Genomic DNA, 23209 nt, shown 5'->3' on the forward strand with positions numbered 1-23209 from the left:
AAATCAAGAAAACGAAAGCGGGAAAGAAGCAATGGAGACGGTGGCGTTACGGCCATCGACACCCTTGTGCTTGAATTTTTCGACCAGCAACTGTGCCGCAGTAGCCTGAGCGGCCAGCAAGGCGGCCGCCTCGGACACCGAGGGTGTGCCCATGTAGCGCAGCACCGTGGCTGAGGGGTTCAGCACAGGCACGGCGGCCAGTTCGCCAGCGCTGAAAAACTGCAGTGGCCAGCCGCCAAGCGCGGCCAACTCCAGAAAGGCGACTTCGTCGCGCTTGGCCTCAATGCTGGCCAGCACGCGCACCTGCTCGCGCACCAGCCCGGCCTGTGCCAGCGCGGCGTCGAGCGTATGCACCACGGTCGCCAGCGGTGTGCCGCGGTCGCAACCCAGGCCAACGGCCACTTGCATCAAGGCACTGCTCATGCACCTACCTCTTGCGGCGGGCGGTACACCACCAAACGCTCGTTCAATTGCTGCCAGCGTTCGGCAGGCACCTCGGCGTGGGTGATCCACAACACGGCCTTGAAGTGGTTCAGGTCCACGTCTTCGAAGCGTTCGAATTTGTGAATGCTGCCGGGCAGTGGCGTGGGCCGGGTCCACCAATGCGGACTGCCCGCCTCCTGCACCACGGCAATCGGCTCGCCGTTGACCACATGGGCTGACACGCGCGTGATGTTGATCTTGGGCGCCTCGACCTTCCAGCCCAGTTCGCGGCCCAGAATGTCCACCGGAATGGTCTTGCCGACGTCGGACGCCGTGGTTAGTACAGCGGTGGCACCCAGCAGCGCGGCAATCTGTTCAGCCATGGCATTGGCGCCGCCCACATGGCCCGACAGCACGGGGATGACAAACTGCCCGGCGTCATCGACCACCAGCACACCGGGGTCTTCGTCTTTGGTTTTCAGGTGCGGGGCGATCAGACGCACCACGGCACCGAGCGAGACGAAGAAAACGACCTGATCAAAATCAGCGAGGAGCTGAGCAATCTCGTCCCGAAAAGCGCCACCGTAGGCGCGCACCGGGTTGGCTAAGCCCCCCATTAGCGGCGCGAACTTGTCGGCTACGCACACGCTGGCTTGTGGCAACAGGCGCGCCAAACCGGCGGTTTGTTGCGCGCCGTGTTTGGTGATGGCAACCAGTACCACGCGCACCGCTTGTTTGGTCGCCAGAGCGGTGTCTGGCAGGGTGGTGGTGGTCATTCCTGGGTTTCCTCTTCGATTTCAGTGCTTGTTTTCTTGCGGCAGCCGCGAATCATCTCGCCGCGCTCGCGGTTCGGGTTTTTCACCAGCAAGAGCGACAAATAATTAACCTTGGTGCCTTTGAGTTCGGCCACGTTCTGCACGATGCGCTCCACCGGCGAGCCGGCTTTCTCGATAAAGCGGCTGTGTGCCAGCAGGCCACGACGCGCCAGCAGGTCAATCAAGTCATCGAGCAGCGGCTTGACCTTCATCAGCACCAGGGTGTCGAAGTCGTCCAGCATTTTCTCCACCGCCGCAATGCCGTAGGCGGCGGGCACGATGGCGATGGTGTCGTCCTGCTCGGACAGCGGCATCTGCAGCCGGGCGCAGGCCGCGTTGAACGACGTGACGCCGGGCACGATGTCGATCTGCGCATCGGCATCGAGCTCGCGCAGCACGCGGGCCAGGTAACAAAAGCTGGCGTAGGTGGAGGCGTCGCCTTCGACCAGAAACAACACGTCCTGCCCGGTCGCCAGCAGGTCCCGCACCGTTTCGGCCGCCTTGAGCCAATGGCGGGCGAGTTTCTCCACATCGTGTGTCATGGGGAACAGCAGCGCCTGGTGTTGCGGGGGCAGCGCCAGCCCGGCGCGCAGGGCGATGTCGAGCGCGTAGCTCTCTTTGCGCAAGCTGCGCACGGGGTAGGTCCAGACCGCATCGCGGCGTTCCAGCAGCGCCCACGCGCGGCGGGTGATCAGGCCGGGGTCGCCGGGGCCCAGCGACACACCATGAAGCGTGCCGGGCTTATGCATGTTCGGCTCCTGCTGGCGTTGCGCCTGCCGCTTGGGCACAAACTATCCAGACCGGGTTTTCAGCGGCCATGCGGTTCATGTGCAGAATGGGTTTGCTGCGCGCAGCCTGCAGTTGCAGCACGTCCCACGCGGCGCCCAGGGTTTTGAGTGTCTCCACGGCGGTTCCCAGGTTTTCCAGTGTCACAAAGTTCATCACCAGCCAGCCGCCGGGCTTGAGCCGCTGCAAGATCAGGGCGATCAAGCCGGCCAGTTCCCCGCCCGAGCCCCCAATGAAGACGGCGTCCGGGTCAGCCCACGCGGCCAGGCCTTCCGGGGCCTTGCCATGCACCAGCGTGTGGTTGCTGATGCCCATCGCCAAGCGGTTGCGTTGCACGATGGCACTGTCGTCGACGTTTTTCTCGATGGCATAGACATGGCCCTGCCGGCACAGCCGTGCTGCCTCCAGCCCGACCGAACCGGAGCCCGCGCCGATGTCCCACACCACGCTGTCCGCGCGCAGCTGCATGCGCGCCAGCGAGACGGCGCGCACCTCGTTCTTGGTGATCAGCCCCTTCTCGGGATGACGCTGCTCAAAGCTGGCATCGGGCAGGCCAAACAGCACCTGCGGCGCCCGCAAGGTGGTGCGCCACAGCAGCACCACATTGGGGTCGGCAAACGGAATGCTGGCCGCCGCCGCGATGGAGAGGCCGCTGACGACGCGCTCCTCGGGCTGGCACAGGCGCTCGGCCACGGCCATCTCGAAATCATCGGCCAGGCCTTCAGTGACCAGCATGCGGGCGATGCGATCGGGCGTGTTCAAGGGGCTGGTCAGCACCGCCAGACGGTCATGCTGGCGGATGTCGCGCAACAGCGCGTACAGGCCGTGGCCGGGGTCAGAGCCCGCCACCCAGTCGCCCGCATCCTTGCTGTGGACAGAGGAGAATTTCATGTCCTGCCAGGGCAGCCCCAAGCGGGCGCAAGCCAGTTGCAGGGTGGAGACGTTGGGCAGCACCTCAATCGCCTCGATGCACAGGCGCGAGGCCAGGTAAGCGGCGATGCCGTGGCACAGCGGGTCGCCGGTCGCCAGCACCACCACGCGCTGGCCCGCAGCCTGCGCGGCCCGAATCCACTCGGGCACTTGCGACAGCGCCCCGGTCAAATCGCGCTGCTGCGCATCGGGACTAATTTGCGCGGCGAACAGCTGCAGCGTGCGGGCGCCGCCAATCACCAGCTGGGCTTGTTGCAGATGCGCCAGTGCGCTCTGGCCCAGGCTGTTCACGCCATCGTCCAGCACGCCGACGATGCGGCATTTTTCAATCGATTCAGAATTCATGAGGACTCCGCTATCTTGCGACCATCAAAGTCGCAGACCAGCACTTTCAGTTCAAATTGATCGGGGTAACGTTCACGCAAAGTTTTCACCACGCGCTGCGCCAGCGCGGTGTGGAATGCGGAGCCCAAGCCCAGTGCATCCATGCGCTCGCCGGCATAGCGGGCGGTTTTGGCATGGCGGATGTCCTCACACACCTCCGGTGCGACGCCAAGTTCTGCCGCCAGATCGGCCAGCAAACCGGTGTTCACATCGGCGCGGCCGGCGTGGGTGATGGTTTCGCCTTGGGCGATCTTGGTGAGTTTGCCAACCATGCCGCCAATCACCACCTTTTTCAAGCCGGCCTTGACCGCCGCACCCATGGCGTAGCGCAAGAAGTCGCCCATCTGCACAAATACAGCCTCGGGCAGATGTGGCATTTCCTCCATGACGAACTTTTCAGTTCGCCCGCCGGTGGTAAGAACCACCACACCATGGGGCAAGGTGCCCGCCACATGCACGCCCTGCACCACGCTGGCACGGTAGGCGGCAGTCGAGTAAGGCTTGACGATGCCGGTGGTGCCCAGAATGGAGATGCCACCCAGAATGCCCAAGCGGGCGTTCGTTGTTTTCTTGGCCATTTGCTCGCCTTGTGGCACGGAAATCGTCACCTCAAAACCGGCCTCATCGAGCAGCGCGCTACCTGCGGCGCGCACATTGGCCTCGATGTTGCGACGCGGCACCGGGTTGATGGCCGGGCCGCCCACGGTCAGCCCCAAGCCTTGCATGGTGACCGTGCCCACGCCCAAGCCACCGGCCAACAGCACCTGGCCCGGTTGCTCAGGCAACAGGCAAACATCGGCGGTCAGGTGGGCTTTGTCGGTGCAATCCGGGTCGTCGCCCGCGTCCTTGATGACCATGGCGTGCGCCGTGGCACCCTCGACGCGACCGTCCTGCACGGGAAAGGTCACCAGATCGCCATTGGGCAGCAGGCATTCCACCGCGTCGGGCACCTGGCCGGTCACCAGACCGATGACCGCCGCCCGCGCCGCCGCCGCCGAACACGCGCCGGTGGTGAAACCGGTGCGGGTGCCGCGGGGGGCGCCCTTGTCCATCATGCGGCCAGTTCCTTTGCCTCGGCCAAGCCCAACAGGGCATGGATCGCCGCCACCACCAGCGTGGAGCCACCCTTGCGGCCACGGATCACGATCCAGGGCACCGCAGTTTCCAGCGCCATCAAATCCTTGGACTCAGCGGCCGAGACAAAGCCCACCGGCATGCCGACCACCAGCGCCGGACGGGCGCCCTCCTCGCGCATCAGCCGCACCACTTCAATGAGGGCGGTAGGCGCATTGCCGATGCCGACGATGGCGCCATCGATCAGACCCAGACGGTGGGCCTTGCGCATGGCCTGCACGGCGCGGGTCGTGCCCTCCAGCTTGGCGGCCTCAATGACATCGGGGTCGCTGATGAACTGGTGCGTTGGCATGCCAAAGTGCGCCAGCCGTGGCGCTGACAGGCCGACACAAATCATCTCCACATCGGCCACAACCCGGGTGGCGCGCGACAAAATGGCGGCCACCCCGTCAGCCACAGCGGTGGAGTGAAAGTCGGTCAAACCGTTGAAATCAAAATCCGCGTTGGCGTGGATCATGCGCCGCACGATCGGCCACTGTTCGGGGGTATAGGCATAAGGCCCGACTTCGCGGTCGATCACGGCAAACGAGTCGTGCTCAATGGCGCGCCCGGCGGCGGTCAGTTGCTCGGTGACGACATTGGCAGCAGATGTTGTCATGCCGGAACTCCGGAGTGAGGATGCGCGTGATCGTGTGGGTGCGGGTGAGCATGGGGGTGCTCATGATCGTGACTGTGCAGAACCGCATCATCATGATGATGCCCACCCAGGCCGTGTTCGACCGCAAACTCCCTGAACTTGCAGCCATCGCAGGGCATCAGGGCTTCGGGTGCACCACGCTTTAATTCATTGACACGCTGTTCCAGCAATTCAAAAATCTCGTGCTCAAAACCGAAGTAGTCGGTTGACGTAAAACGAATGGACGGGTACTGGGTTTTCAGGTTTTCGACCTGGCGCTTGATGCGCTCCACCAGCGTGCCATTGAACAGGTAATACGGCAACACCACCACCTGCGTCATGCCCAGCAGGCTCTGGCGTTGCACCGCTTTTTCCAGCCGCGGATAGGTGATGCCGGTAAAGGCCAGGTCCACCAGTTCGTGGTCAGTCTCTTCCATCACCCAGCGCGCCATCTTGGCCATCTCGCCGTTGGCCTGGCGGTCCGACGAGCCGCGCCCCAGAAGCACCACCCCGGTGGTGGTCGGGTCAGGCATATCGAGCACCTGCATGGCGGACTTGAGTCGGCGTTTGACAATGCTGAGAAGGTGATCGCAGGCGCTCAGGTGCGGCGCGTACAGAAACTGCACTTGCGGGAACTTCAGCCGCGCAGCATCTATGGCCTGCGGGATGTCCATCTTCACGTGGCCAGCCGCGTTCAGAATCAGCGGCACCACGATCACGCGCTGCGAACCGGTGGCGGCCCGGCGCAGGCCTTCGCTCATCGTGATCTCGGAAAATTCGATGAAGCAGACTTCAATCGTCCAGCCAGGCTGGCGTTGGCGCCACTGCTCGGCAAAGGCAAATATTTCGTCGTTGCCCGATTTTTCGCGCGAGCCGTGGCCCACCAGCAAGATAGTTTCTGTGGTCATGGCGACTCCAAAGTGAGGTTCGATGCAGGGACGCTGGCACGCCGAAACCGGTGCGTGAAGCTCGCGTCGTAAAGTTTGGATTTGGCCAGGGTCGTCCATTGCCGCGCGCCCAGGGTGGGGCTGGCAATGATCATGGACTGGCTGACGATCTTGGCCTCGCGGCACAGACCCTGAATGGTGGCGACCGTGCCGCGCACAATTTTTTCTTCGCCCGGCCAACTGGCTTTGTGCACCACCACGATCGGTGCGTCCGCAGACCAACCGGCCGCCGTCAACGCCGCCGTGACTCGGCCCAGCAAGGTAATGCTCAGGAAGATGCACAGCGTGCTGTGGTGCGCAGCCAAGGCTTCCAGCGACTCGCCCTCGGGCATGGGCGTGCGCCCCTCCACCCGGGTAAAAATCACCGTTTGTGTGACCTCGGGCAGGGTCAGACTCTCGACCGCCGCCGCCGCTGAGGCCATGGCGGAAGAAACACCTGGTACCACTTGCACCGCCACACCGGCGGCATCCAGCGGTTGCACCAGTTCAATCAACGCGCCATACAAGCCGGGGTCGCCGGTTTGCAGGCGCACCACGGTGTCACACCGTCCGGCCTGCTCAATCAACCAGGCCGACATCTGCTCCAGCGTCATGTCCTTGCTGTCGGCTACTGCGCAGCCTGCTGGGGCCCAGCGGGTCGCGGCTTCGCTGACCAGGGAACCCGCGAACAGGATGGCACCCGCGCGCTCAATCAGCCGCCGGCCTTTGACGGTGATCAGGTCCGGGTCACCGGGGCCGGCACCCACGAACCAAACCGTTCCGTGCTTTTTTTCGGTCATGAATCAGGCGGCGCTGTACAGGCGCTTGTCCACAACCATGCTGCCCTTGAGGCGGTGCAACAGCTTGGCGACCGCCAACACGCCCAGGTCGATCAGTGGTTCAATCAGAACGACCGCCATGTAGGCCGCGCCAAAGCTGGCGATGCTCGACAGATTGTCAACACCAACCCCCTGACCGTAGAGCGCCCAAAAACCCACCCACGCGACAATGCCGCCTTGGTAGACCACCGAGAGCTTGAATGCCTGGGCATAGCCGATATCGACGTAAGCCGTGGGCTCTGGGATGATGCGGCGCGCGAACGCAGCACTGGCGAAGAGTGGCACCAGCAGCGTGGTGACGTTCATGCCGTATTGCGGCAGATCGAAGGGCGCGAAGAACAGACTCTGAATCAGCAGGCCACCGGCCAGACCAATGGCCGCCGGGGCCACGCCAAAGAGCAGCAGCAAGGTCGTGCCGAGAATCAGGTGAACCTCGGAAACACCCACGGGCTGGTGTGGCAAGACTTCAAAAAAGCAGAACACCAACGCAGTGGCAATGGCAGCACGCAGCAGCAAGGCGGCCAATCCATCACGTTTGATGGCGTCAAGTGACAGTTTGGCGGTATAGCCGACTACGCCTGCCGCAGTCGCATAACTCAGGAAAATCTTGGTACCTTCAACAAGGCCGGGTTCAATATGCATACAAGCTCCATTAAATACAAGTTAAAAACGAGGTAGATTTTCACCATACCAAGGCGTGGTTCTATTTATCAGGACGGCCTCCCGCATGGCTGGAATTACGCTATCCAGCATGGTGTGAAACCGCAACAAAAAATGGGGAGTTAGGGGGCGTCGAAAACAGAATGACGATGTTCTATCAATGGCAAAAATGCCGGACAAAACGCCGTATCCGATGGCCCGCTGACCCTTGCCCGTCGCAAGATCACGCTTAAGAAATCAGGCCGGTCTCCGGGCTGACGAGTGAAGAAGCAATTGCTCCTTTGCGAGACCACCTTCCCATGCAGTTGCACAGTGGTGATTGGTCTGGCTTTGACTCGTTTACCGTTGCGAGGGCAGCGTCGGGATAGTCCAAATTATTTAAAAATAACTGGAGTGCACCGACTTCCCGTTTAAGCCTATTAACACAAAGTCTTTAGGACACCTAGTTCTGGTTTTCAGTTTAGCACCAAACAAATCAAGCTCATTTGTTTTTGCTGCTCCTACATTTTTAGCACTGACGGATTCAAGTCTGAAGTGCAACAGAGCGGCTCCATCGCTATAAATAAAGTAGCTACCTGCGCTTATAGGACGGAGGCTAGAAACCTATTTGGCACTTAACCCTGGCGAATCTTGCGCACCAGTGCCGTGGTGGAGTAACCGTCGGCAAAAGGCAGCGCCAGCGCCCGCCCGCCATAGGACTCGACCACGCGCGTCTCGGCCAGCTTGCGCATGTCGTAGTCGCCGCCTTTGACAAGAATGTCGGGTTTGATCTCCGCAATCAGTTCCAGCGGCGTGTCTTCCTCGAACCAGGTCACCAGACTGGTGGAAGCCAGCGCGGCCATGACGAACGCGCGGTCGGCTTCGTTATTCAGCGGCCGGTCCGGGCCTTTGCCCAGGCGCCGGGCCGAGGCATCGGTGTTCAGCGCCACCAGCAAACTGGCCCCCAGCGCCCGCGCCTGCGCCAGGTACATCACATGACCACGATGCAGCACATCAAACACGCCATTGGTAAACACCAGCGGCCGTGGCAATTGGGCGACCCGGGCCAACACGTTGGCACGACCGCAAATTTTGTCAGTCAGGGCGGGGAGGGAAGGTAAATCGGTCATGGCTTTGATGCTAGCAGGCCGGGCAGCCGCTGCCAAAACGGCACTGCGGGTTATCACGCTAACCCGAGGGCAGCGCGGATGGGCATAATTCCGACACTCCATGAATCTCATCATCGTCACCGCCGAATCCATTCGCATCGGCCAGCCACTGCCCTTTTCGCTCCGAGACAAGGATGGTGTCCTGCTGGCACCCAAGGGGTATGTGATCGCCAGCCGGGCTGATCTGGACCTGATCGTGGAGCAGCGCGGCAAGTTGTACATTGATTTTGCCGAGTCCGAGGGCCACCACCGCGCCTACATGGGCAAGCTCCACAGCATGGTGCGGCAAGACCGCTTGCTGGGGCAAATTGCCAGCACCGAACTCATGACTGCCGACCTGGAACGCACCCGGGACACGACAAGCACGGGCGAACCCAACTGGCTGGATCTGCAGGGGCAGACCCATGCCATGCTGCGCGACATCAACCCGGCGACTTTTTGTGCCCGGCTGGACAAGCTGCAGGCGCAGCTCAACCGCTATTCGCGCCTCAACCCGGATGGCACCTTGTTTGCGCTGATACACATCTCCAGCAGTGAGTTGCGTCAGTACAGCGCCACCCATGCCATGCTGGTGAGTGTGATGTGCGGCCTGGCCGCCCGGGAAGTCTTGAAGTGGCCCGCCGAGCAGGAGGCCTTGCTGTGCAAGGCGGCGCTGACCATGAACATCGGCATGACCGAGTTGCAAGATCAACTGGCACTGCAAAAACACGTCCCCAGCCTGGAGCAGCGCAGCCATATCAACCAGCATGCCGCCCGTTCCGTCGCGCTGCTGCAGCACCTGGGCGTCACCGACCCGCGGTGGCTGGAGGCGGTATTGGGCCACCATGCCAAAACACCGGGCCCGCTGGCGGGCCGCACCGAAAGTCAGCGCATCGCGCGCTTGATCCAGCGCGCGGACATGTTTGCGGCCCGTCTGGCGCCGCGCGTCTCACGCGTGGCCGACTCACCCGCCAGCGCCATGCAGGGCAGCTATTTTGATGAAAACCGCCAGATTGACGAAGCCGGTGCCGCCCTGATCAAGGCCATGGGCATTTACTCGCCCGGCTCGTTCGTGCGCCTGGCCAGCGAAGAGATTGCCGTGGTGGTGAAACGCGGCGCCAACACCACCACCCCGCGCGTCGCCATTCTGATCAATCGCGCCGGCATGCCGACCGGCGAACACATCGTGCGCGAGACCAATAAACCTGAATTTCGCATTGTGGCCGGGGTGCCCTACCGCGATGTCAAAGTCAAAATCAACCTGGAACGCCTGCTGGTGTTGACCAAGTCCCCCGCTACCGACCGTCCCTGGTAGGAACCGGGCCTCTGCTCAAACCGGCCGCGTTTCGGCAAAGCTGGGACGCAGCATCAGCTTGTCGTGCAGTCGGACCAGATTCGGGTGATCGGTCCGCCAGTCAATCTGGGGAAAGCGGAAGTCGAGATAGCTCAGGGCGACGCCCACGGCAATATCGGCCAGGCTGAGGTAAATGCCGGCACAAAAGGCCTTGTCGCCCAGCCCCTGGCTCATGGATTTGACGCTGGCGTGTATCTTGCCCAGCTGGCGATCAATCCAGGCCTGACTGCGTTGTTCGTCGGTGCGCCCGTCCCAGGTGGCTTCCAGTCGCGCCAGAATGGCGGCATCGAGCAGGCCATCGGCCAGCGCTTCCCAGGTCTTGATCTCGGCCCGATCGCGGCCCCCTGGCGGCAGCAGTTTGCCGACCGGCGACAAGGTGTCCAGGTATTCGACGATCACACGCGAGTCAAACAGGGCCTCGCCACCTTCCATGACCAGGCAGGGCACTTTGCCCAGTGGGTTGGATTCAGCAATCGTGCTTTGCGCCGACCACACGTCTTCCGGCACGAAAACATAGTCAAGTTTTTTCTCGGCCATGACGACGCGCACTTTACGTACATAAGGGCTGGAGATGGATCCGAGTAATTTCATGGGCTGTTCGTCGTTGCAGGAATATTCATTCTATACATCAGTCTGACTAAAACTTACGGTGGGGTCGGCCTCTGGCTAGGGCGTGGCGCACAACCTACAATCCGCGCATGAATTTCTCCGCCATCTCCGCTCTTTCCCCGCTTGACGGCCGCTACGCCACCAAGCTTGCCAAACTCCGTCCTGTGATGAGCGAACAGGGCTATATGCAACGCCGCGTGCAGGTTGAAGTGGCCTGGTTCATCGCTTTGAGCGATTGCGGCTTCACTGAATTCAAGCCGCTGTCACCGGGCGCCCGCACTTATCTGCTGGGTCTGGTGAAACATTTCTCGGAAGCCGATGGCGAAGCCATCAAGGCGATTGAGAAGGTCACCAACCATGATGTGAAGGCGGTCGAGTACTGGATCAAGTCCAAATTCGAAGCCCGGCCCGAGCTGCTGGCGGCCGAAGAGTTCGTGCACTTTGCCTGCACCAGCGAGGACATCAACAACACCAGCCATGCGCTGCAACTCAAAGCCGGGCGCGACCAGGTGCTGCTGCCCGCGCTGGACGCCGTGATTGCCAAGCTGCGCGAGATGGCGCATGCGTTTGCCGAGGTGTCGATGCTCAGCCGCACCCACGGCCAGACCGCCAGCCCGACCACCGTCGGCAAGGAAATCGCCAATGTCGTGGTGCGCCTGGCGGCGGCACGGGACAAGATTGCCAACATCAAGCTCATGGGCAAGATGAATGGCGCCGTGGGCAACTTCAACGCCCACCTGTCGGCCTGGCCCGAATTTGACTGGGAAGGCTTCAGCCGCAAAGTGATCGAAACCCCCGAGCCGCTCGGCCTGGGTCTCACCTTCCAGCCCTACAGCATCCAGATTGAGCCACACGATTACATGGCCGAACTGTTTGACGCCGTGGCCCGCACCAACACCATCTTGATTGACTGGTCGCGCGATGTCTGGGGCTATGTGTCACTGGGCTACTTCAAGCAACGGCTGCGCGAGGGCGAAGTGGGTAGTAGCACCATGCCGCACAAGGTCAATCCGATTGATTTCGAGAACGCCGAAGGCAATCTGGGCCTGGCCAACGCCTTGCTCAAGCACCTGAGCGAAAAACTGCCGATTTCCCGCTGGCAGCGGGATCTAACTGACAGCACCGTGCTGCGCAACATGGGCGTGGCGCTGGGTTATGCCTTGCTGGCCTACCAGTCGCTGAACACCGGCCTGGGCAAGCTGGAGATCAACGAAGCTGCCATTGCCGCCGACCTGGATGCCTCATGGGAAGTGCTGGCCGAGCCGATCCAGACCGTGATGCGCCGCTTTGGCCTGCCACAGCCCTACGAACAATTGAAGAAATTCACCCGCGGTGAACCGATGACGCGCGAATTGATGCAGGGCTTTATCGCCAAGCTGGACTTGCCGGAAGCGGAAAAAACCCGCCTGCTGGCCATGACACCCGGCAGCTACATCGGCAAAGCCGCTGAACTCGCAAAACGCGTCTGATGGCGATTAAATCCACCATCTTCAAAGCCAGTCTGCAAATCGCCGACATTGACCACGCCTATTACGCCGACCACGCGCTCACCTTAGCGCGGCATCCAAGCGAAACCGACGAACGCATGATGGTGCGCCTGTGCGCGCTGGCGCTGCAGGCGCACAAGCTGCAGACCGTGTGTGGCGGCGACGGCACACTGGCGTTTGGCGCTGGCTTGAGCGACCCGGATGAGCCGGATGTCTGGCTGCGCGACTACACCGGCCTGACCCGGCTGTGGATTGAAGTCGGCCAGCCGGAAGACAAGCCGCTGCTGAAAGCCTGCGGCAAGGCGGACGAAGTGGTGCTGTACTGCTTCAACCACGCCGCCGAAGTGTGGTGGCGCACCATGGAAGCCAAGCTGGCGCGGCCGAAAAACCTGAGCGTGTTCCGGGTGCCGACCGTTGCCGCGCAAGCGCTGATTCCGATGGCGCAGCGCAGCATGCAACTGCAGGCCACGATCCAGGAAGGCGTCTTGATGTTGGGCGACGGCACGCACAACGTGGACATTGAGCCGGTCCGCTGGAAATAAAAGCCAAATCAGCTTCTAGCCCCCGTCCAACATGCGCGGGAAGCTATTACTTATATAGCTAACTAGCGGGCTTTTCAACCGCCCGCTCGGCGTATTTGTTGAAGCGCCAAGAGCTGCCCAGCATCGTGATGCGGCGCCAGACCTGGCGTTTTTCAACCGGGCGCATTTCAACCCAACACTGCACCTCGGCAAAACTGCGGCCGCAACCTTTGCATTCCTCATCGCCCTGGCTGGTGGAGCAGATGGCGATGCAGGGCGTGTCGGGCGTGCTGTCGTACCAGGCCAGCCAGGCGTCCAGCGCCGGGGTCGGCAGGGTGTATTCGTCAACCTGGGTCTTGTGCTGGAACACCATCAGGGCATAGACCTCGGCCAGCGCCCGGGTTTCGGGCGCCAGCGAAAAGCCATCCGGCGAAGGCTTTTTATCGCGCCAGAAGTTGATAGCCGACTCGATGTCGGTGATGTGAATGGCGGCCATGGGGCACGGATCATAGCCCGGTCCATTAACCTCATGCGTTCAGGGGATAGGGCTTTAGTGGTCAAATCCGCCGCTGAAGGGGAGTAGCTCCCTGTTGGTGAGTCGTCAATACGGAAAGCCGAGCGCGTTCCCGGTTCACCAGATGATGCGGCGTCCAGTTTGGCCTCCCGCAGCATCGAGCAAGACCTTCGCCCTGCACTGGTTGTGCAGCGCGCGAAGGTGGACTCATGCCACCCCATCCGCACTGCAAAATAGGTGTTTACGAACACAACATACTGAGGTTTTCCAATGGAGTTATTTTCTGCCGCCTGGTGGTCCGCCCTCATGGCCATCGTTTTGATCGACCTGGTGCTGGCCGGCGACAACGCCATCGTCATCGCACTGGCGGCGCGGCAACTGCCGCCGCATCTCAAGAAAAAAGCCATTTTGTGGGGCACCGTGGGCGCCATCGTCGTACGCTCCGTCATGACGGTGGGCGTGGTCTGGTTGCTCAAGATTCCGGGCTTGATGCTGGTCGGTGGCCTGGGGCTGGTGTGGATTGCGTACCAGTTGCTGGCCGACCAGGGCAGTGACGAGCACGACGGCCCGGTGGTCAGCACCTTCTGGGGCGCCATGAAAACCATCATCGTGGCCGATGCCCTGATGGGCGTGGACAACGTGCTGGGCGTGGCTGGCGCAGCGCATGGCGCGTTCGACCTGGTCATCATCGGCCTGCTGATCAGCGTGCCGATTGTGGTGTTTGGCAGCACCGTGGTGTTGAAACTGGTGGAGCGTTTTCCGGCCATCATCCAGATTGGCTCGGCCGTGCTGGCCTTTACCGCCGCCAAGATGGTGGTGAGTGAGCCGCTGCTGGCCGGCGTGTTTGGCGATCCCAAGCAGCCCGCCGAGGCACTGCAAACGGCGGCGCGCTGGGGCACTTACGCCGTGGCGGTTGTCGGCGTGCTGGCCGGTGGCTGGTGGAGCAACCGCCAGGCGGCCCGGAGTGCAGAAGCTAAAAGCTAAAATCCAGCTCGCTAGAGCGTGCGTTTGCGCGCTCCCTTTTGACCGAACTGCCCGCCTGTGACCGACCTCGCCCCCGACCAAGACCCTGACGCCAAAATCGAACAACCCCGCCTGTGGCGCGACGTCGGCTGGACCGCCCGCGTGATGAAAAACGAAGACGACGATGGCTGGGCCGTCGCCATGATCAAGGACGGTGAACCCGAACCGGCGCTGATCGGGCCGTGGACCATGGGGCGCGACAAGAAAAACCCGAAACCGCTGGACGGCAACGCCTTCAACACGCTGGTCAAGACCGCCAAGGAGTTTGTCCGCCGTCATGAACAGCAGTTGCATGCCTCGCTGCACCAAAGCATCGCCGTGACCTCGGGCAACGCCCGCGTGACCGTGTCGCTGGACATCGTGCCCGATGAGGACAACCCCTACGCTACGTTGACCGCCCGCGACGAGACCGATGAGCAACTGGCGCAGCTGCGGGTGTCACCGGCCTTCAAGCTGAACCGGGCCAGCGCCACCGCCTGGGCCGACAACAATTACCAGCGACCCGGCTGAGCAAAGCAGGGCGCGGGTTGAGGATGATCAGCCGCGCCGCAATTCAGGGTGCTATTCTTGCGCCATGAAACTCATTGTCAAATGGCTGCTTAGCGCAGCCGCCCTGCTGGCCGTTGCCTACCTTTACCAGGGGGTGGTGGTGAGCAGCTTCACCGCCGCGCTGATTGCGGCTTTTGTCATCGGCCTGTTCAACATGGTTTTGCGCCCGGTGCTGGTGCTGCTGACGCTGCCGGTCACCGTCATCACCTTGGGGCTGTTCCTGTTTGTCATCAACGCCCTGATGTTCTGGGCCGCCGCCAGCGTGCTGGACGGCTTCTATGTGCGCGGCTTTGGCGCCGCCCTGCTGGGGTCGCTGATTTACTCGGTGTTTGGCATCGTGATCGACTCAGCGATCGAGCGTCTGTTCTTTAAGAAGTAGCGCCACCTGGCGGCGCCGGGTGTCGATGATGGACGCCTCGATGTGGTCCACCTTGCCACCGCCTTGGCGCACGAGGTCCTGCGCCGCCTTCAGGCGGTCCATAGCGGCCACGTAGTCCAGCTGGGCCACCTGGGTTTCGGCATTGGCGCGGATGGCACGCAGGGTCTGGCCTTGGGCCCCATACGCGCTGGACAGCAGCTGCCAGGCCTGCGCATCGCGCGGATGCGCCGCCACCCAGCTTTGCAGACGCTGCGCCGCGTCGCTCACGGCGGCCACCTGGCCGGACTGCAGCGCAATCTGCGCCCCCAAAAACAACTCGGGACGACGGGTGGCAGAGGCCTCGCCGCCAGCCGCACTTCGCACTTGTGGCGTCGTCGCCAACACGGCCGTGGCATGCGCGGCATCGCCTGCCGTCAAGGCAATTTCGGCCTCCAGCAGCCGCGCCAGCCGCACGGCCGGTGCATCGGCGCGCACCAGCACCGTCAAGCGCTCCAGATACCCCTTGGCATTGCCAAAATCACGCAAGCGGCTGGCCGCCAAGGCGGCGCCATACAACACCGAGGCCTGCCGGGACGGCGCCAGGGTCGCCAATTTGGTGCCATTCGCCTCCACCAGCAACGCCCGCAAGGCGTCGACGCCCGGGTTGGAGAGCACGCGGGCGCGGGCGGCGATCATGGCATGCTCCAGCGTGGTGGCAGCGTTGACCGGGCCCCGCGCCGCCAGCGCCTGACGCGCCTGCATGTCCGCAATCCGCTCGGTGGTGAGCGGATGGCTGCGCAGGTAAGGGTAGGCGCCGTTGTCGTTGAGCCGGGAGGCTTGCTGCAGCTTGTCGAACATCGAGACAAAACCCTGCGCCTCAAAGCCGGCCTGGGTCATGACACCAAAGCCGACGCGGTCGGCCTCGCGCTCCATGTCGCGCGAGAAATTAAGCTGGTTCTGCGCCGCCACGGCCTGGCCGCCAACGATCAAGGCATTGCCGGCATCGGCACTCTTGCTGGCGGCCAGCGCCCCCAGAATCATGGCGCCAATCATCCACGGCGTTTGCTGGCCCTGTTTGGCAATCAGTCTGGAGATGTGCCGCTGCGTCACGTGACTCAGCTCGTGCCCCAGCACCGACGCCAGTTCGTCGCGGCTGCTGACGATGGCGATCAGCCCCAGATGGACGCCAAAGTAGCCGCCCGGCAAGGCAAACGCATTCACCGTGCGATCCCGCCCGAGCATGATCTCCCAGGCAAACCGCTCGTCCAGTTCGGGCGACATCTCGCCCCGCGCCCGCGCCGCCGCCAGCAACGGCTGCCAGATGCCCTGCACATAGTCGGCCAGCACCGGGTCGTCGATATAGTCCGGGTCGCGGTAGATCTCGCGCGCAATGCGATCGCCCAGGCGCCGCTCGTCGCTGCTGCTCATGTCACTGCCATCGCCCAGCGTGGGCAATTGGGATGAGCTGGAGATCGGCAAAGAAGAGGACTGAGCCTGGAGCGACACTGGACTGATCACACCAAATGCTACCAAAACAATAGCTGTTACCGCTTTACTGATGGGGGCTAGCGTCCGATTTGATTTAAAAATATTGATCAAAATGAATCCCGTCGACGTTAATTCAGTTGGCCAGTTAGGCAGCGCGCTCCGGCGACATGATCGTATGATGCGCGGTTGACATGAACGTTCTGTAAATTTGGCAAGTGCCAGCGACTTTTCAACTGTAACGACAACTGTACCGAATTACCCCATGAGCTCTCTTACCCATTTTGACGAACAAGGCCAAGCCCACATGGTGGATGTGGCCGCCAAAGCCAGCACGCACCGCATTGGTGTCGCCGGCGGCCGCATTGAAATGCTGCCCAGCACCCTGGCCATCATCGAGTCGGGCACTGCCAAAAAAGGCGACGTGCTGGGCATTGCCCGCATCGCCGGCATCATGGCCGCCAAGAAAACCAGCGACCTGATTCCCCTGTGCCACCCGCTGGCATTGACCCGCGTTGCGATTGAATTTGCAGCCAGTACGGTAGAAGCGACGGGCGCTGGCAGCATCTATTGCACCGCAACCGTCGAAACCGTCGGCCCCACCGGCGTCGAGATGGAAGCCCTGACCGCCGTCCAGGTGGCACTGCTCACCATTTATGACATGTGCAAAGCGGTCGACCGCGGCATGACCATCACCGACTGCAAGCTGCTGGAAAAGCACGGCGGCAAGTCGGGGAGTTTTATCAACGGCGGGTAAGCTGTTGATTTGCAGAGGTTTTTAGTAACACGAAGGGTCAGCCGGCCTGCCCTTGCAGAATCGCGCTTAACGCCAGGTTGACGTAATAGTTACCGCGCCCCATCTTCTGCTTTTGCACGAAACCACCGGCCACCAATGCGTCCAGGTACTTGGTGGCAGTCAGGCGCGACACCTGCAAGTCACGCTGCACAAACTCAATCTTGGTGTACGGGTGCATAAAGAGGGTGTTGATCAAGTCCTGGCTGTAAAACTTGTAGCCCGCACGAATGCGCTGCTTGTAATCAAACAATGCCGTCTTGATGGCGTGGATCGTGACAATGGTTTGCCCGGCGGTCTGCTCCACAGCCGCCAGCAAGTAGAGAACCCACTCTTCCCAAGTGTCGTCCTCGCGCACGGTTTGCAGCAAGCGGTAGTAATCCGCCTTGTTGCGCACGATATGGTTGCTGAGGTACAGCACCGGGATGTCGAGCAAGCCCTCCTTCACCAGATACAGCACATTCACAATGCGCCCGGTGCGACCATTGCCGTCATAAAACGGATGGATGCTCTCGAACTGGTGGTGGATCAAGGCCATCTTGATCAATGGGTCGGCGTCGAACAGGTCAGCGTCGTTCATGAACCGCTCCAGATCGCGCATCAGCGCCACGATCTCCGCCGGGTCTTGCGGCGGCGTGTAGATGGTTTGCCCGCTGCCGTCTTTAAGCGCCGTGCCCGGTAGTTTGCGAAAGCCGGCGTTATTGCGTTCCAACTCACTCTGAATTTCAAGGATGTGGTTGCCCGTGAGCAAACCGCTGGCACGTACCTGCTCAAACCCCACCCGCAAAGCCTGACGGTAGCGCAGCACTTCTTTGGCCGCCGGATTGGCAAAGGCTTCGGGTAGCACATCGTCCTTGAACAACTCGTCATGCGTAGTGACGATGTTTTCAATCTCGGAACTGTCCTTGGCCTCTTGCAAACCCAAGGTGTTGATAAGAATGCCCTGATTGGGAATGGACGCCGCAATGCCCTTGAGTTCCGCCAGTTTACGGCTGCTGCTGGCCAGCTTTTTGAGAATGGCAGGGGTCTCGAAACGCGCGGGATTCAACTGTTCAAGCGAGGTGATAGGGGGCATGGGCAAGTCTCTTGGTCAGTGACGTGTATAAAAAATGCGTTCTTTTGTACATGTTAGCCATCATGTGTATAGAAAATATATTTTTCTATACACGTTAGCCTTCATATTTATAAAAATTGCATTTTCTATACCTGTCGCCACGTTGATCAGCTTGGGGTTTGCCTCAAATTACATCGGAAGTTTCTCGGCCCATTGCGCATGGATCTCCGGAAATGCCGCCTGATAGCGCGCCAGGTAATACAGCGCCTCGTCGTCATGCCCCAACAGCACGGCGCTCTCAATCAGCTTTTGCACCACGCGCGGTTCCGGTGAAAAGTGCAGCATCGCCATCGCCAACGCATGGATATGGGCCGCATTGTCGGCCGTCAACGGCGTGGTGGTCAACTCGGCAAAACGCACCGGATTCTGGAACAGCCACGAGTCCGCCACCTTCGCCAGCGTGTTGTCGCGATAAGCCTCGGACCGCATCTTGGGGATCAGATAAAGCTGGCTCACGCGGTAGTAATCCCACGCGGCATAGGTCGCCGTCGCTATTAAAAACATAGCTATCAGCGCAGACAGGACGGGGGCTAGCAGCTTAAAACGTCCGTATTTCTCAGAAGCCCGGCCGGGCGAGCGCCACAGCAGCCAAAGACTCAGGCCAAACGCCATCTGGAACGGCCCGTACCACAGCGGGTATTCCAGCAGACTGTGCAACAAAATCACGGCCAACACCGCCCAAGCCATCTGTCGCGTGGCGTCCGACTCAAGCCAGGGCTTGGCCCGCCACGCGAGCCAAGCACCGCCGCCGCAAATCAACAGGGCCAGCGGCACACCCAGCTCCACCGCCAGATGCAGCGGCAGGTTATGCGCATTGTCCAGAATGTCACAAAACCGCGGGCTGGGATACAGCGTGATGAAATGGGCGTAATCGAGCTCGCCCCAGCCCCAACCGAACCAGGGCTTTTGCGCGATCAGGTGCAGCACGTTGCCCCACAGCGTCAGGCGGCTGCCACACACTGAGTCACCGGCATGCAAGCGCGCCAGAATGCCGACGGCATTCGGGTCCAGCCCCACCAAAATTGGCAACGTGAACGCGGCCACGGCATAAGCCAGCAGCGCCGCCAGCAACACGCGCCGAACATCAGCCTGCTGCCGATCACTACCACCCCGGCGCCAAACCCAGGCCATGGCCAGCAACATCACCAGCTGCAGCAGCCCCGTGCGCGAAGACGATGCCGCATTGCCCATCGCCAACAGAACGGCTGCCGCCACCATGGCCGCAGGTCGCCCGTTGAACGGCTCGGGATGCAGTACATCTGCCGAAACAGCAGGCATGGCTTGCCGCTGCGATGCCCACCACAGCAAGGCCGCCAAACCGATATTGGTCAGCGTCGCAAACTGGTTGCGCTGCCGCAGATTGGCAAAAGCCTCGCCCAGGCCGGTGCTGTTGACCCACGGCCCAAACACGGCGGTCGCTCCAAAATACTGCAGCAAACCCAGCAGACTACTTAACAGCGCCGCCACCAGCCAGGCCGAGGCCGCCACTTCTGCCAGTCGTACCCGGGCTGCCCACAGCAACATCAACGCCAAACACACCAGCGTGACCAGCCAGGGGATGACGGCCGACGAGGGGCCGGCGGAAAATGGATTGAGCCAGGGCAGGGTTATGAAAAGGAAAACGGCAAGGGATGGCATAAGGTGAGGGTGCAGGCACAACAGGTGCGACTGCAATGGTGTTCGGAAATCAGGAGCAAAGTCAAACTGCTATTTTTGCGCTGACGTGCATCAGGTTTGCTGCTTTGGCCTTAGTTCTAGAAAAAATGGAGTCCGAAGTCCGACTTCGATTCCTCTGAAATCTTTTCAATTTGGCCAAAGAACTGCTGCGATGTCGGGATTGCTAAGCGATTGATTCATCCATTCCGCCTTGACGGCGCCACATTGGGATTCAGACACAAACTTGCACAGTCTTTTCAGCCACAACTGTGCTTCATCCCCTCGCTGGTTCATGGCCAGGGCCTCCGCAAGTTTAAGGACCCCCCCCGAACTAGGATAGGAACTGGCGACCTTTTGCATCCAATCCAGATCATCAACACTCATGCCGCTAGCAGGTTCATACCGGGCCAAACGAATAAACTCGCGCAACTGGTTTAGCAGTAGTACTTCTGGTGGACCGCCACGAATATCAGTTTTGATATTGGCTCGCTCAAAGCGCAGAGCCTGATAGCTTGTCTCTACCCGCGAGTAGTCGCGAATGATCAGCGCCAGCAACGTGACCGATGCCAACCACACCGCAAAGACGCTCCAACGCCCAACAACAAGAATGGGGCGAGCATCCAGTCGCACATTCAGTGCACCCAAGACCAAGCCAACAGGAAGTAAAAAATAGGCATAGTGCAAAGGAAGCTCAAGCATGGCGTGGTTGCCAACCACTAGCAAAAACAACAACAATACAGCATCCTCGGCGTAGCGTAGCGCACGAAAACGTAGCCATAACCACCGCACTAGGTAAATCGACACCAGCAGCCCGACAGGGATGCCGCACCATAACAGGAGGTCAAGAAAAAGATTGTGTGAATGCATGAATACTTCGTGCAGTGAAGGATGACCCACCGCCGCAGCGAACTGCGCCAAGCCCACCTGATTCCATCCATAACCAAACCATGGCCGCTGCAGGACTGCATCCATAAACATTGACCAGGCCACTGGTCGCAACTCACCGGAAATTCTGGAGATATCGCCCACATCCGTAGATAAGGTGAGCCGTAAAACCTGACTCAACCATCCAATTGACACAACACACGCAGCGAAGTAGAGGCCCAACCCGGTGACAAGCCAAGGCAATCGTTGGTCGGACCATAAACGGCGCCAGACCCAACTGACACCAACCAATATGACTACCGCCACCCACGCCGTCCGAGAATGCGTCAGGGCAAGACCAAACAACAGGTAAACCGCCATGAACAGTGCAGTCCACACGCCAATCCGCTGCCGAACAAGGCCCCAGGCCCCAGCCAGAAGACCCCACAGCAAAAACGTACCCAAATGGTTGGGTTGGCCAAAGTTGGCGAACGGACGGCTATAGCCGCCCCCCATGGCCCAGATATCCAGTAAATCCAAAGCCAGCCACTGATGCAACTGCAAACCAACCGACAACAGGGCGGCCACGCCGATCGCCAGGAACAAACCGTCTGCAAGCTGACCGGGGCTTGCCAACTCCCACCGGGCGCCGGTCAACAAAGCCAGCAAAAATCCGATCAAATAGGCGGCGCTGATCCAGGCGGTACCGGACAACATCACTAGCCCAAAACCGAACTGCAACCCGGGAATGACGACCAGAACAGCCGCAAGCAGTGTGATGCCATGCCAAACCACAGGACCGGTCGAGCGCACAATCACTGCGGCAGAAGCTAGCGACAGCACGACGGCCATCCATGCGTCCATGTGAAAACTTGACCAGGGTCGATAGTGGTTTGGCAGCAGCCATGCCACGGCCAGAGCCAATGCCCAGCCAACCAACCAAAACGGCGTCATCGGTTGCTTAGTAGTCACAGACTACCTCATCGTTTCAAAATGGAGGAACATGCGCGGCCGAACTCGCCACACGCGTCGACAAGCTGGAATGCCTATAAAAAAGGCCCCCATTTGGGGGCCTTTTTAGGAAATCATGAACAAGCAATACGTTAATTATTTGCAGCTCGCAGGCAAGTACTTGTCATTGATGGCGGTACCAGTAGCGCCTTTAGAGCAAACCCATGTCACCTGACCATTCGAGGCAAAAGTCCCGGTCATGTCAACTGTCACGCCGTTGATCTTCGAATCAGCTCCTGTTGTTGTGACTTGGACAACACCATTCGTGCCAACGGCCGACCCGCCAGCGGAAGTATATATAACACTCGCTACATACTTAGAAGCTTGACTATCAACAACCAAACTCGCTGTTGTGGGCATGGCTCCGTAAACCTGAGCAGCCTCGGCTACGGCAGTTTTTGCCGACGAGCCTGCCAAAATAACTTCAGACACCTTGGCCCGGATCGTGTAATCCTGATAAGCCGGCAAAGCCACCGCAGCCAAAATACCAATAATCGCCACCACGATCATCAATTCGATCAGGGTAAAACCCTTTTGCATATTACGTTTCATGAAGAACTCCAAAAGTTAAGAAAAGAAACAACAGGACACTTTCTATCAGCAGCTTCCGTGCCAAGCCTGTTAACTGCCGAATTTGCCTGTTTTACGAACCCATCCAGCGCCAGCGCAGCAAAAACATGTTGATTTTTGTCAACCATCCTCCCTGCCGTGACATTTATGTCGCGCCACTTTCGTCACATTTTTAATACACCCCGGCTGGATCGGCTTGCTATCTCTCCGCGCTGCACAGATGCGCTGAGTACGTCAAGCATCCCGCCTTTTCGAAGCGAGCAAATAGACTTCATCATGGTCACGGCGCCCAACGGCGCTGACAACGATCACCAATCGCTGTTCCATGACTTCATAGACCAGCCGATAACCGGCATCTCTGAGTTTGATTTTGTAAGTATTTTGAAGGTCACCGCGCAGTCTTGCCGATGGGACGTGTGGCTCAAGCAACCGTTTGGCTAACTGCTTCTTGAACTGCGCTTGTATCGATCCCTCCGTGACTTGCGCCACTCTTTGAGTGCATCAACATCGAATTCGAGATCATAGATCTTCAAGCGTGACCCCTGATGGCCACTTCAAATTCCCCCACCTTTGGCCAGTCAAATTCCCCCAGGCAGGACGGCTAAATTATCAACTGTTTGGCCTGGCTGGTTCTGACTTCCTTTCTTGGTAATTTCTCCCC

24 protein-coding genes, 1 pseudogene and 1 riboswitch are annotated in these 23209 nt (G+C 60.4%); of the genes and pseudogenes, 7 read left to right on the forward strand and 18 right to left on the reverse strand.

The window, feature by feature from the left end; translation table 11 throughout:
* Nucleotides 1-3 precede the first annotated feature (3 nt).
* The 10 genes from HHJ17_RS10770 to rfaE2 form a co-directional block, all read right to left on the reverse strand.
* On the reverse strand, nucleotides 4-423 hold the full coding sequence (locus HHJ17_RS10770) for a cobalamin biosynthesis protein (protein WP_296499289.1): 420 nt from the start codon (nucleotides 421-423) through the stop codon (nucleotides 4-6).
* Nucleotides 420-1199 (reverse strand): cobalamin biosynthesis central domain-containing protein, encoded by a 780-nt coding sequence (locus HHJ17_RS10775; protein WP_296499287.1) that lies wholly within the window; start codon nucleotides 1197-1199, stop codon nucleotides 420-422. Before HHJ17_RS10775 ends, HHJ17_RS10770 begins: the two co-directional genes overlap by 4 nt.
* A complete protein-coding gene (cobI, locus tag HHJ17_RS10780; protein ID WP_296499285.1) occupies nucleotides 1196-1987 on the reverse strand; it encodes a precorrin-2 C(20)-methyltransferase in 792 nt (263 codons plus the stop codon). Before cobI ends, HHJ17_RS10775 begins: the two co-directional genes overlap by 4 nt.
* Nucleotides 1980-3299, reverse strand: coding sequence for a precorrin-6y C5,15-methyltransferase (decarboxylating) subunit CbiE (gene cbiE / locus HHJ17_RS10785; protein ID WP_296499282.1), 1320 nt, complete (start codon nucleotides 3297-3299; stop codon nucleotides 1980-1982). The genes cobI and cbiE overlap by 8 nt, the downstream gene beginning before the upstream one ends.
* Entirely contained in the window at nucleotides 3296-4393 is a 1098-nt protein-coding gene (locus HHJ17_RS10790; protein ID WP_296499278.1) for a cobalt-precorrin-5B (C(1))-methyltransferase, read from the reverse strand. The genes cbiE and HHJ17_RS10790 overlap by 4 nt, the downstream gene beginning before the upstream one ends.
* A complete protein-coding gene (locus tag HHJ17_RS10795; RefSeq protein WP_296499277.1) occupies nucleotides 4390-5070 on the reverse strand; it encodes a precorrin-8X methylmutase in 681 nt (226 codons plus the stop codon). Before HHJ17_RS10795 ends, HHJ17_RS10790 begins: the two co-directional genes overlap by 4 nt.
* Entirely contained in the window at nucleotides 5067-5996 is a 930-nt protein-coding gene (locus HHJ17_RS10800; protein ID WP_296499275.1) for a sirohydrochlorin chelatase, read from the reverse strand. Before HHJ17_RS10800 ends, HHJ17_RS10795 begins: the two co-directional genes overlap by 4 nt.
* The gene (cobM, locus tag HHJ17_RS10805) at nucleotides 5993-6814 is read right to left on the reverse strand and encodes a precorrin-4 C(11)-methyltransferase (RefSeq protein WP_296505734.1); all 822 of its coding nucleotides are present in this window, start codon (nucleotides 6812-6814) and stop codon (nucleotides 5993-5995) included. The genes HHJ17_RS10800 and cobM overlap by 4 nt, the downstream gene beginning before the upstream one ends.
* A 3-nt stretch (nucleotides 6815-6817) precedes the next feature.
* A complete protein-coding gene (locus HHJ17_RS10810; protein ID WP_296505735.1) occupies nucleotides 6818-7495 on the reverse strand; it encodes an energy-coupling factor ABC transporter permease in 678 nt (225 codons plus the stop codon).
* A gap of 240 nt (nucleotides 7496-7735) precedes the next feature.
* Nucleotides 7736-7974: riboswitch (cobalamin riboswitch) on the reverse strand.
* 153 nt (nucleotides 7975-8127) lie between these two features.
* Nucleotides 8128-8622: a D-glycero-beta-D-manno-heptose 1-phosphate adenylyltransferase gene (gene rfaE2, locus HHJ17_RS10815; RefSeq protein WP_296499269.1), complete on the reverse strand. Its 495-nt coding sequence runs from the start codon at nucleotides 8620-8622 to the stop codon at nucleotides 8128-8130.
* A 100-nt stretch (nucleotides 8623-8722) separates the two neighbouring features.
* Between rfaE2 and HHJ17_RS10820 the strand changes: the two genes are divergently transcribed.
* Nucleotides 8723-9955: a phosphohydrolase gene (locus HHJ17_RS10820; protein WP_296505736.1), complete on the forward strand. Its 1233-nt coding sequence runs from the start codon at nucleotides 8723-8725 to the stop codon at nucleotides 9953-9955.
* Nucleotides 9956-9970: 15 nt separating this feature from the next.
* Here HHJ17_RS10820 and HHJ17_RS10825 read toward each other — a convergent pair whose 3' ends face one another.
* Nucleotides 9971-10585 (reverse strand): glutathione S-transferase N-terminal domain-containing protein, encoded by a 615-nt coding sequence (locus HHJ17_RS10825; protein WP_296505737.1) that lies wholly within the window; start codon nucleotides 10583-10585, stop codon nucleotides 9971-9973.
* Nucleotides 10586-10692: 107 nt separating this feature from the next.
* Between HHJ17_RS10825 and purB the strand changes: the two genes are divergently transcribed.
* The gene (gene purB / locus HHJ17_RS10830) at nucleotides 10693-12072 is read left to right on the forward strand and encodes an adenylosuccinate lyase (protein ID WP_296505738.1); all 1380 of its coding nucleotides are present in this window, start codon (nucleotides 10693-10695) and stop codon (nucleotides 12070-12072) included.
* The gene (locus HHJ17_RS10835) at nucleotides 12072-12632 is read left to right on the forward strand and encodes a YaeQ family protein (protein ID WP_296499261.1); all 561 of its coding nucleotides are present in this window, start codon (nucleotides 12072-12074) and stop codon (nucleotides 12630-12632) included. The genes purB and HHJ17_RS10835 overlap by 1 nt, the downstream gene beginning before the upstream one ends.
* Nucleotides 12633-12690: 58 nt before the next feature.
* Here HHJ17_RS10835 and HHJ17_RS10840 read toward each other — a convergent pair whose 3' ends face one another.
* A complete protein-coding gene (locus HHJ17_RS10840; protein WP_296499258.1) occupies nucleotides 12691-13107 on the reverse strand; it encodes a DUF3717 domain-containing protein in 417 nt (138 codons plus the stop codon).
* A gap of 288 nt (nucleotides 13108-13395) precedes the next feature.
* Between HHJ17_RS10840 and HHJ17_RS10845 the strand changes: the two genes are divergently transcribed.
* From HHJ17_RS10845 to HHJ17_RS10855, 3 genes are all read left to right on the forward strand, one after another.
* On the forward strand, nucleotides 13396-14109 hold the full coding sequence (locus HHJ17_RS10845) for a TerC family protein (protein ID WP_296499256.1): 714 nt from the start codon (nucleotides 13396-13398) through the stop codon (nucleotides 14107-14109).
* A gap of 57 nt (nucleotides 14110-14166) precedes the next feature.
* Nucleotides 14167-14658 carry a hypothetical protein gene (locus HHJ17_RS10850; protein ID WP_296505739.1) on the forward strand — a complete coding sequence of 164 codons (492 nt, stop codon included), beginning with the start codon at nucleotides 14167-14169 and terminating at the stop codon, nucleotides 14656-14658.
* A gap of 64 nt (nucleotides 14659-14722) precedes the next feature.
* Nucleotides 14723-15076, forward strand: a complete 354-nt coding sequence (locus tag HHJ17_RS10855; RefSeq protein ID WP_296505740.1) for a phage holin family protein — start codon at nucleotides 14723-14725, stop codon at nucleotides 15074-15076.
* Here HHJ17_RS10855 and HHJ17_RS10860 read toward each other — a convergent pair.
* Nucleotides 15044-16483 (reverse strand): M48 family metalloprotease, encoded by a 1440-nt coding sequence (locus HHJ17_RS10860; RefSeq protein WP_296505768.1) that lies wholly within the window; start codon nucleotides 16481-16483, stop codon nucleotides 15044-15046. The genes HHJ17_RS10855 and HHJ17_RS10860 overlap by 33 nt on opposite strands.
* A gap of 322 nt (nucleotides 16484-16805) precedes the next feature.
* Between HHJ17_RS10860 and moaC the strand changes: the two genes are divergently transcribed.
* Nucleotides 16806-17297 (forward strand): cyclic pyranopterin monophosphate synthase MoaC, encoded by a 492-nt coding sequence (gene moaC, locus HHJ17_RS10865; RefSeq protein WP_296505741.1) that lies wholly within the window; start codon nucleotides 16806-16808, stop codon nucleotides 17295-17297.
* 37 nt (nucleotides 17298-17334) lie between these two features.
* Here moaC and HHJ17_RS10870 read toward each other — a convergent pair whose 3' ends face one another.
* From HHJ17_RS10870 to HHJ17_RS10890, 5 genes and pseudogenes are all read right to left on the reverse strand, one after another.
* Nucleotides 17335-18408: a Fic family protein gene (locus HHJ17_RS10870; RefSeq protein ID WP_296505742.1), complete on the reverse strand. Its 1074-nt coding sequence runs from the start codon at nucleotides 18406-18408 to the stop codon at nucleotides 17335-17337.
* A gap of 168 nt (nucleotides 18409-18576) precedes the next feature.
* Entirely contained in the window at nucleotides 18577-20085 is a 1509-nt protein-coding gene (locus HHJ17_RS10875) for a Wzy polymerase domain-containing protein (RefSeq protein WP_296505743.1), read from the reverse strand.
* 165 nt (nucleotides 20086-20250) lie between these two features.
* A complete protein-coding gene (locus HHJ17_RS10880; protein WP_296505744.1) occupies nucleotides 20251-21939 on the reverse strand; it encodes an O-antigen ligase family protein in 1689 nt (562 codons plus the stop codon).
* Between the two features lie 135 nt (nucleotides 21940-22074).
* On the reverse strand, nucleotides 22075-22530 hold the full coding sequence (locus tag HHJ17_RS10885) for a pilin (RefSeq protein WP_296505745.1): 456 nt from the start codon (nucleotides 22528-22530) through the stop codon (nucleotides 22075-22077).
* Between the two features lie 252 nt (nucleotides 22531-22782).
* Nucleotides 22783-23075: pseudogene (locus HHJ17_RS10890) on the reverse strand (type II toxin-antitoxin system RelE/ParE family toxin).
* Nucleotides 23076-23209: the final 134 nt, after the last annotated feature.

It is taken from the genome of Rhodoferax sp., assembly GCF_012927445.1.
GTDB lineage: Bacteria > Pseudomonadota > Gammaproteobacteria > Burkholderiales > Burkholderiaceae_C > Rhodoferax.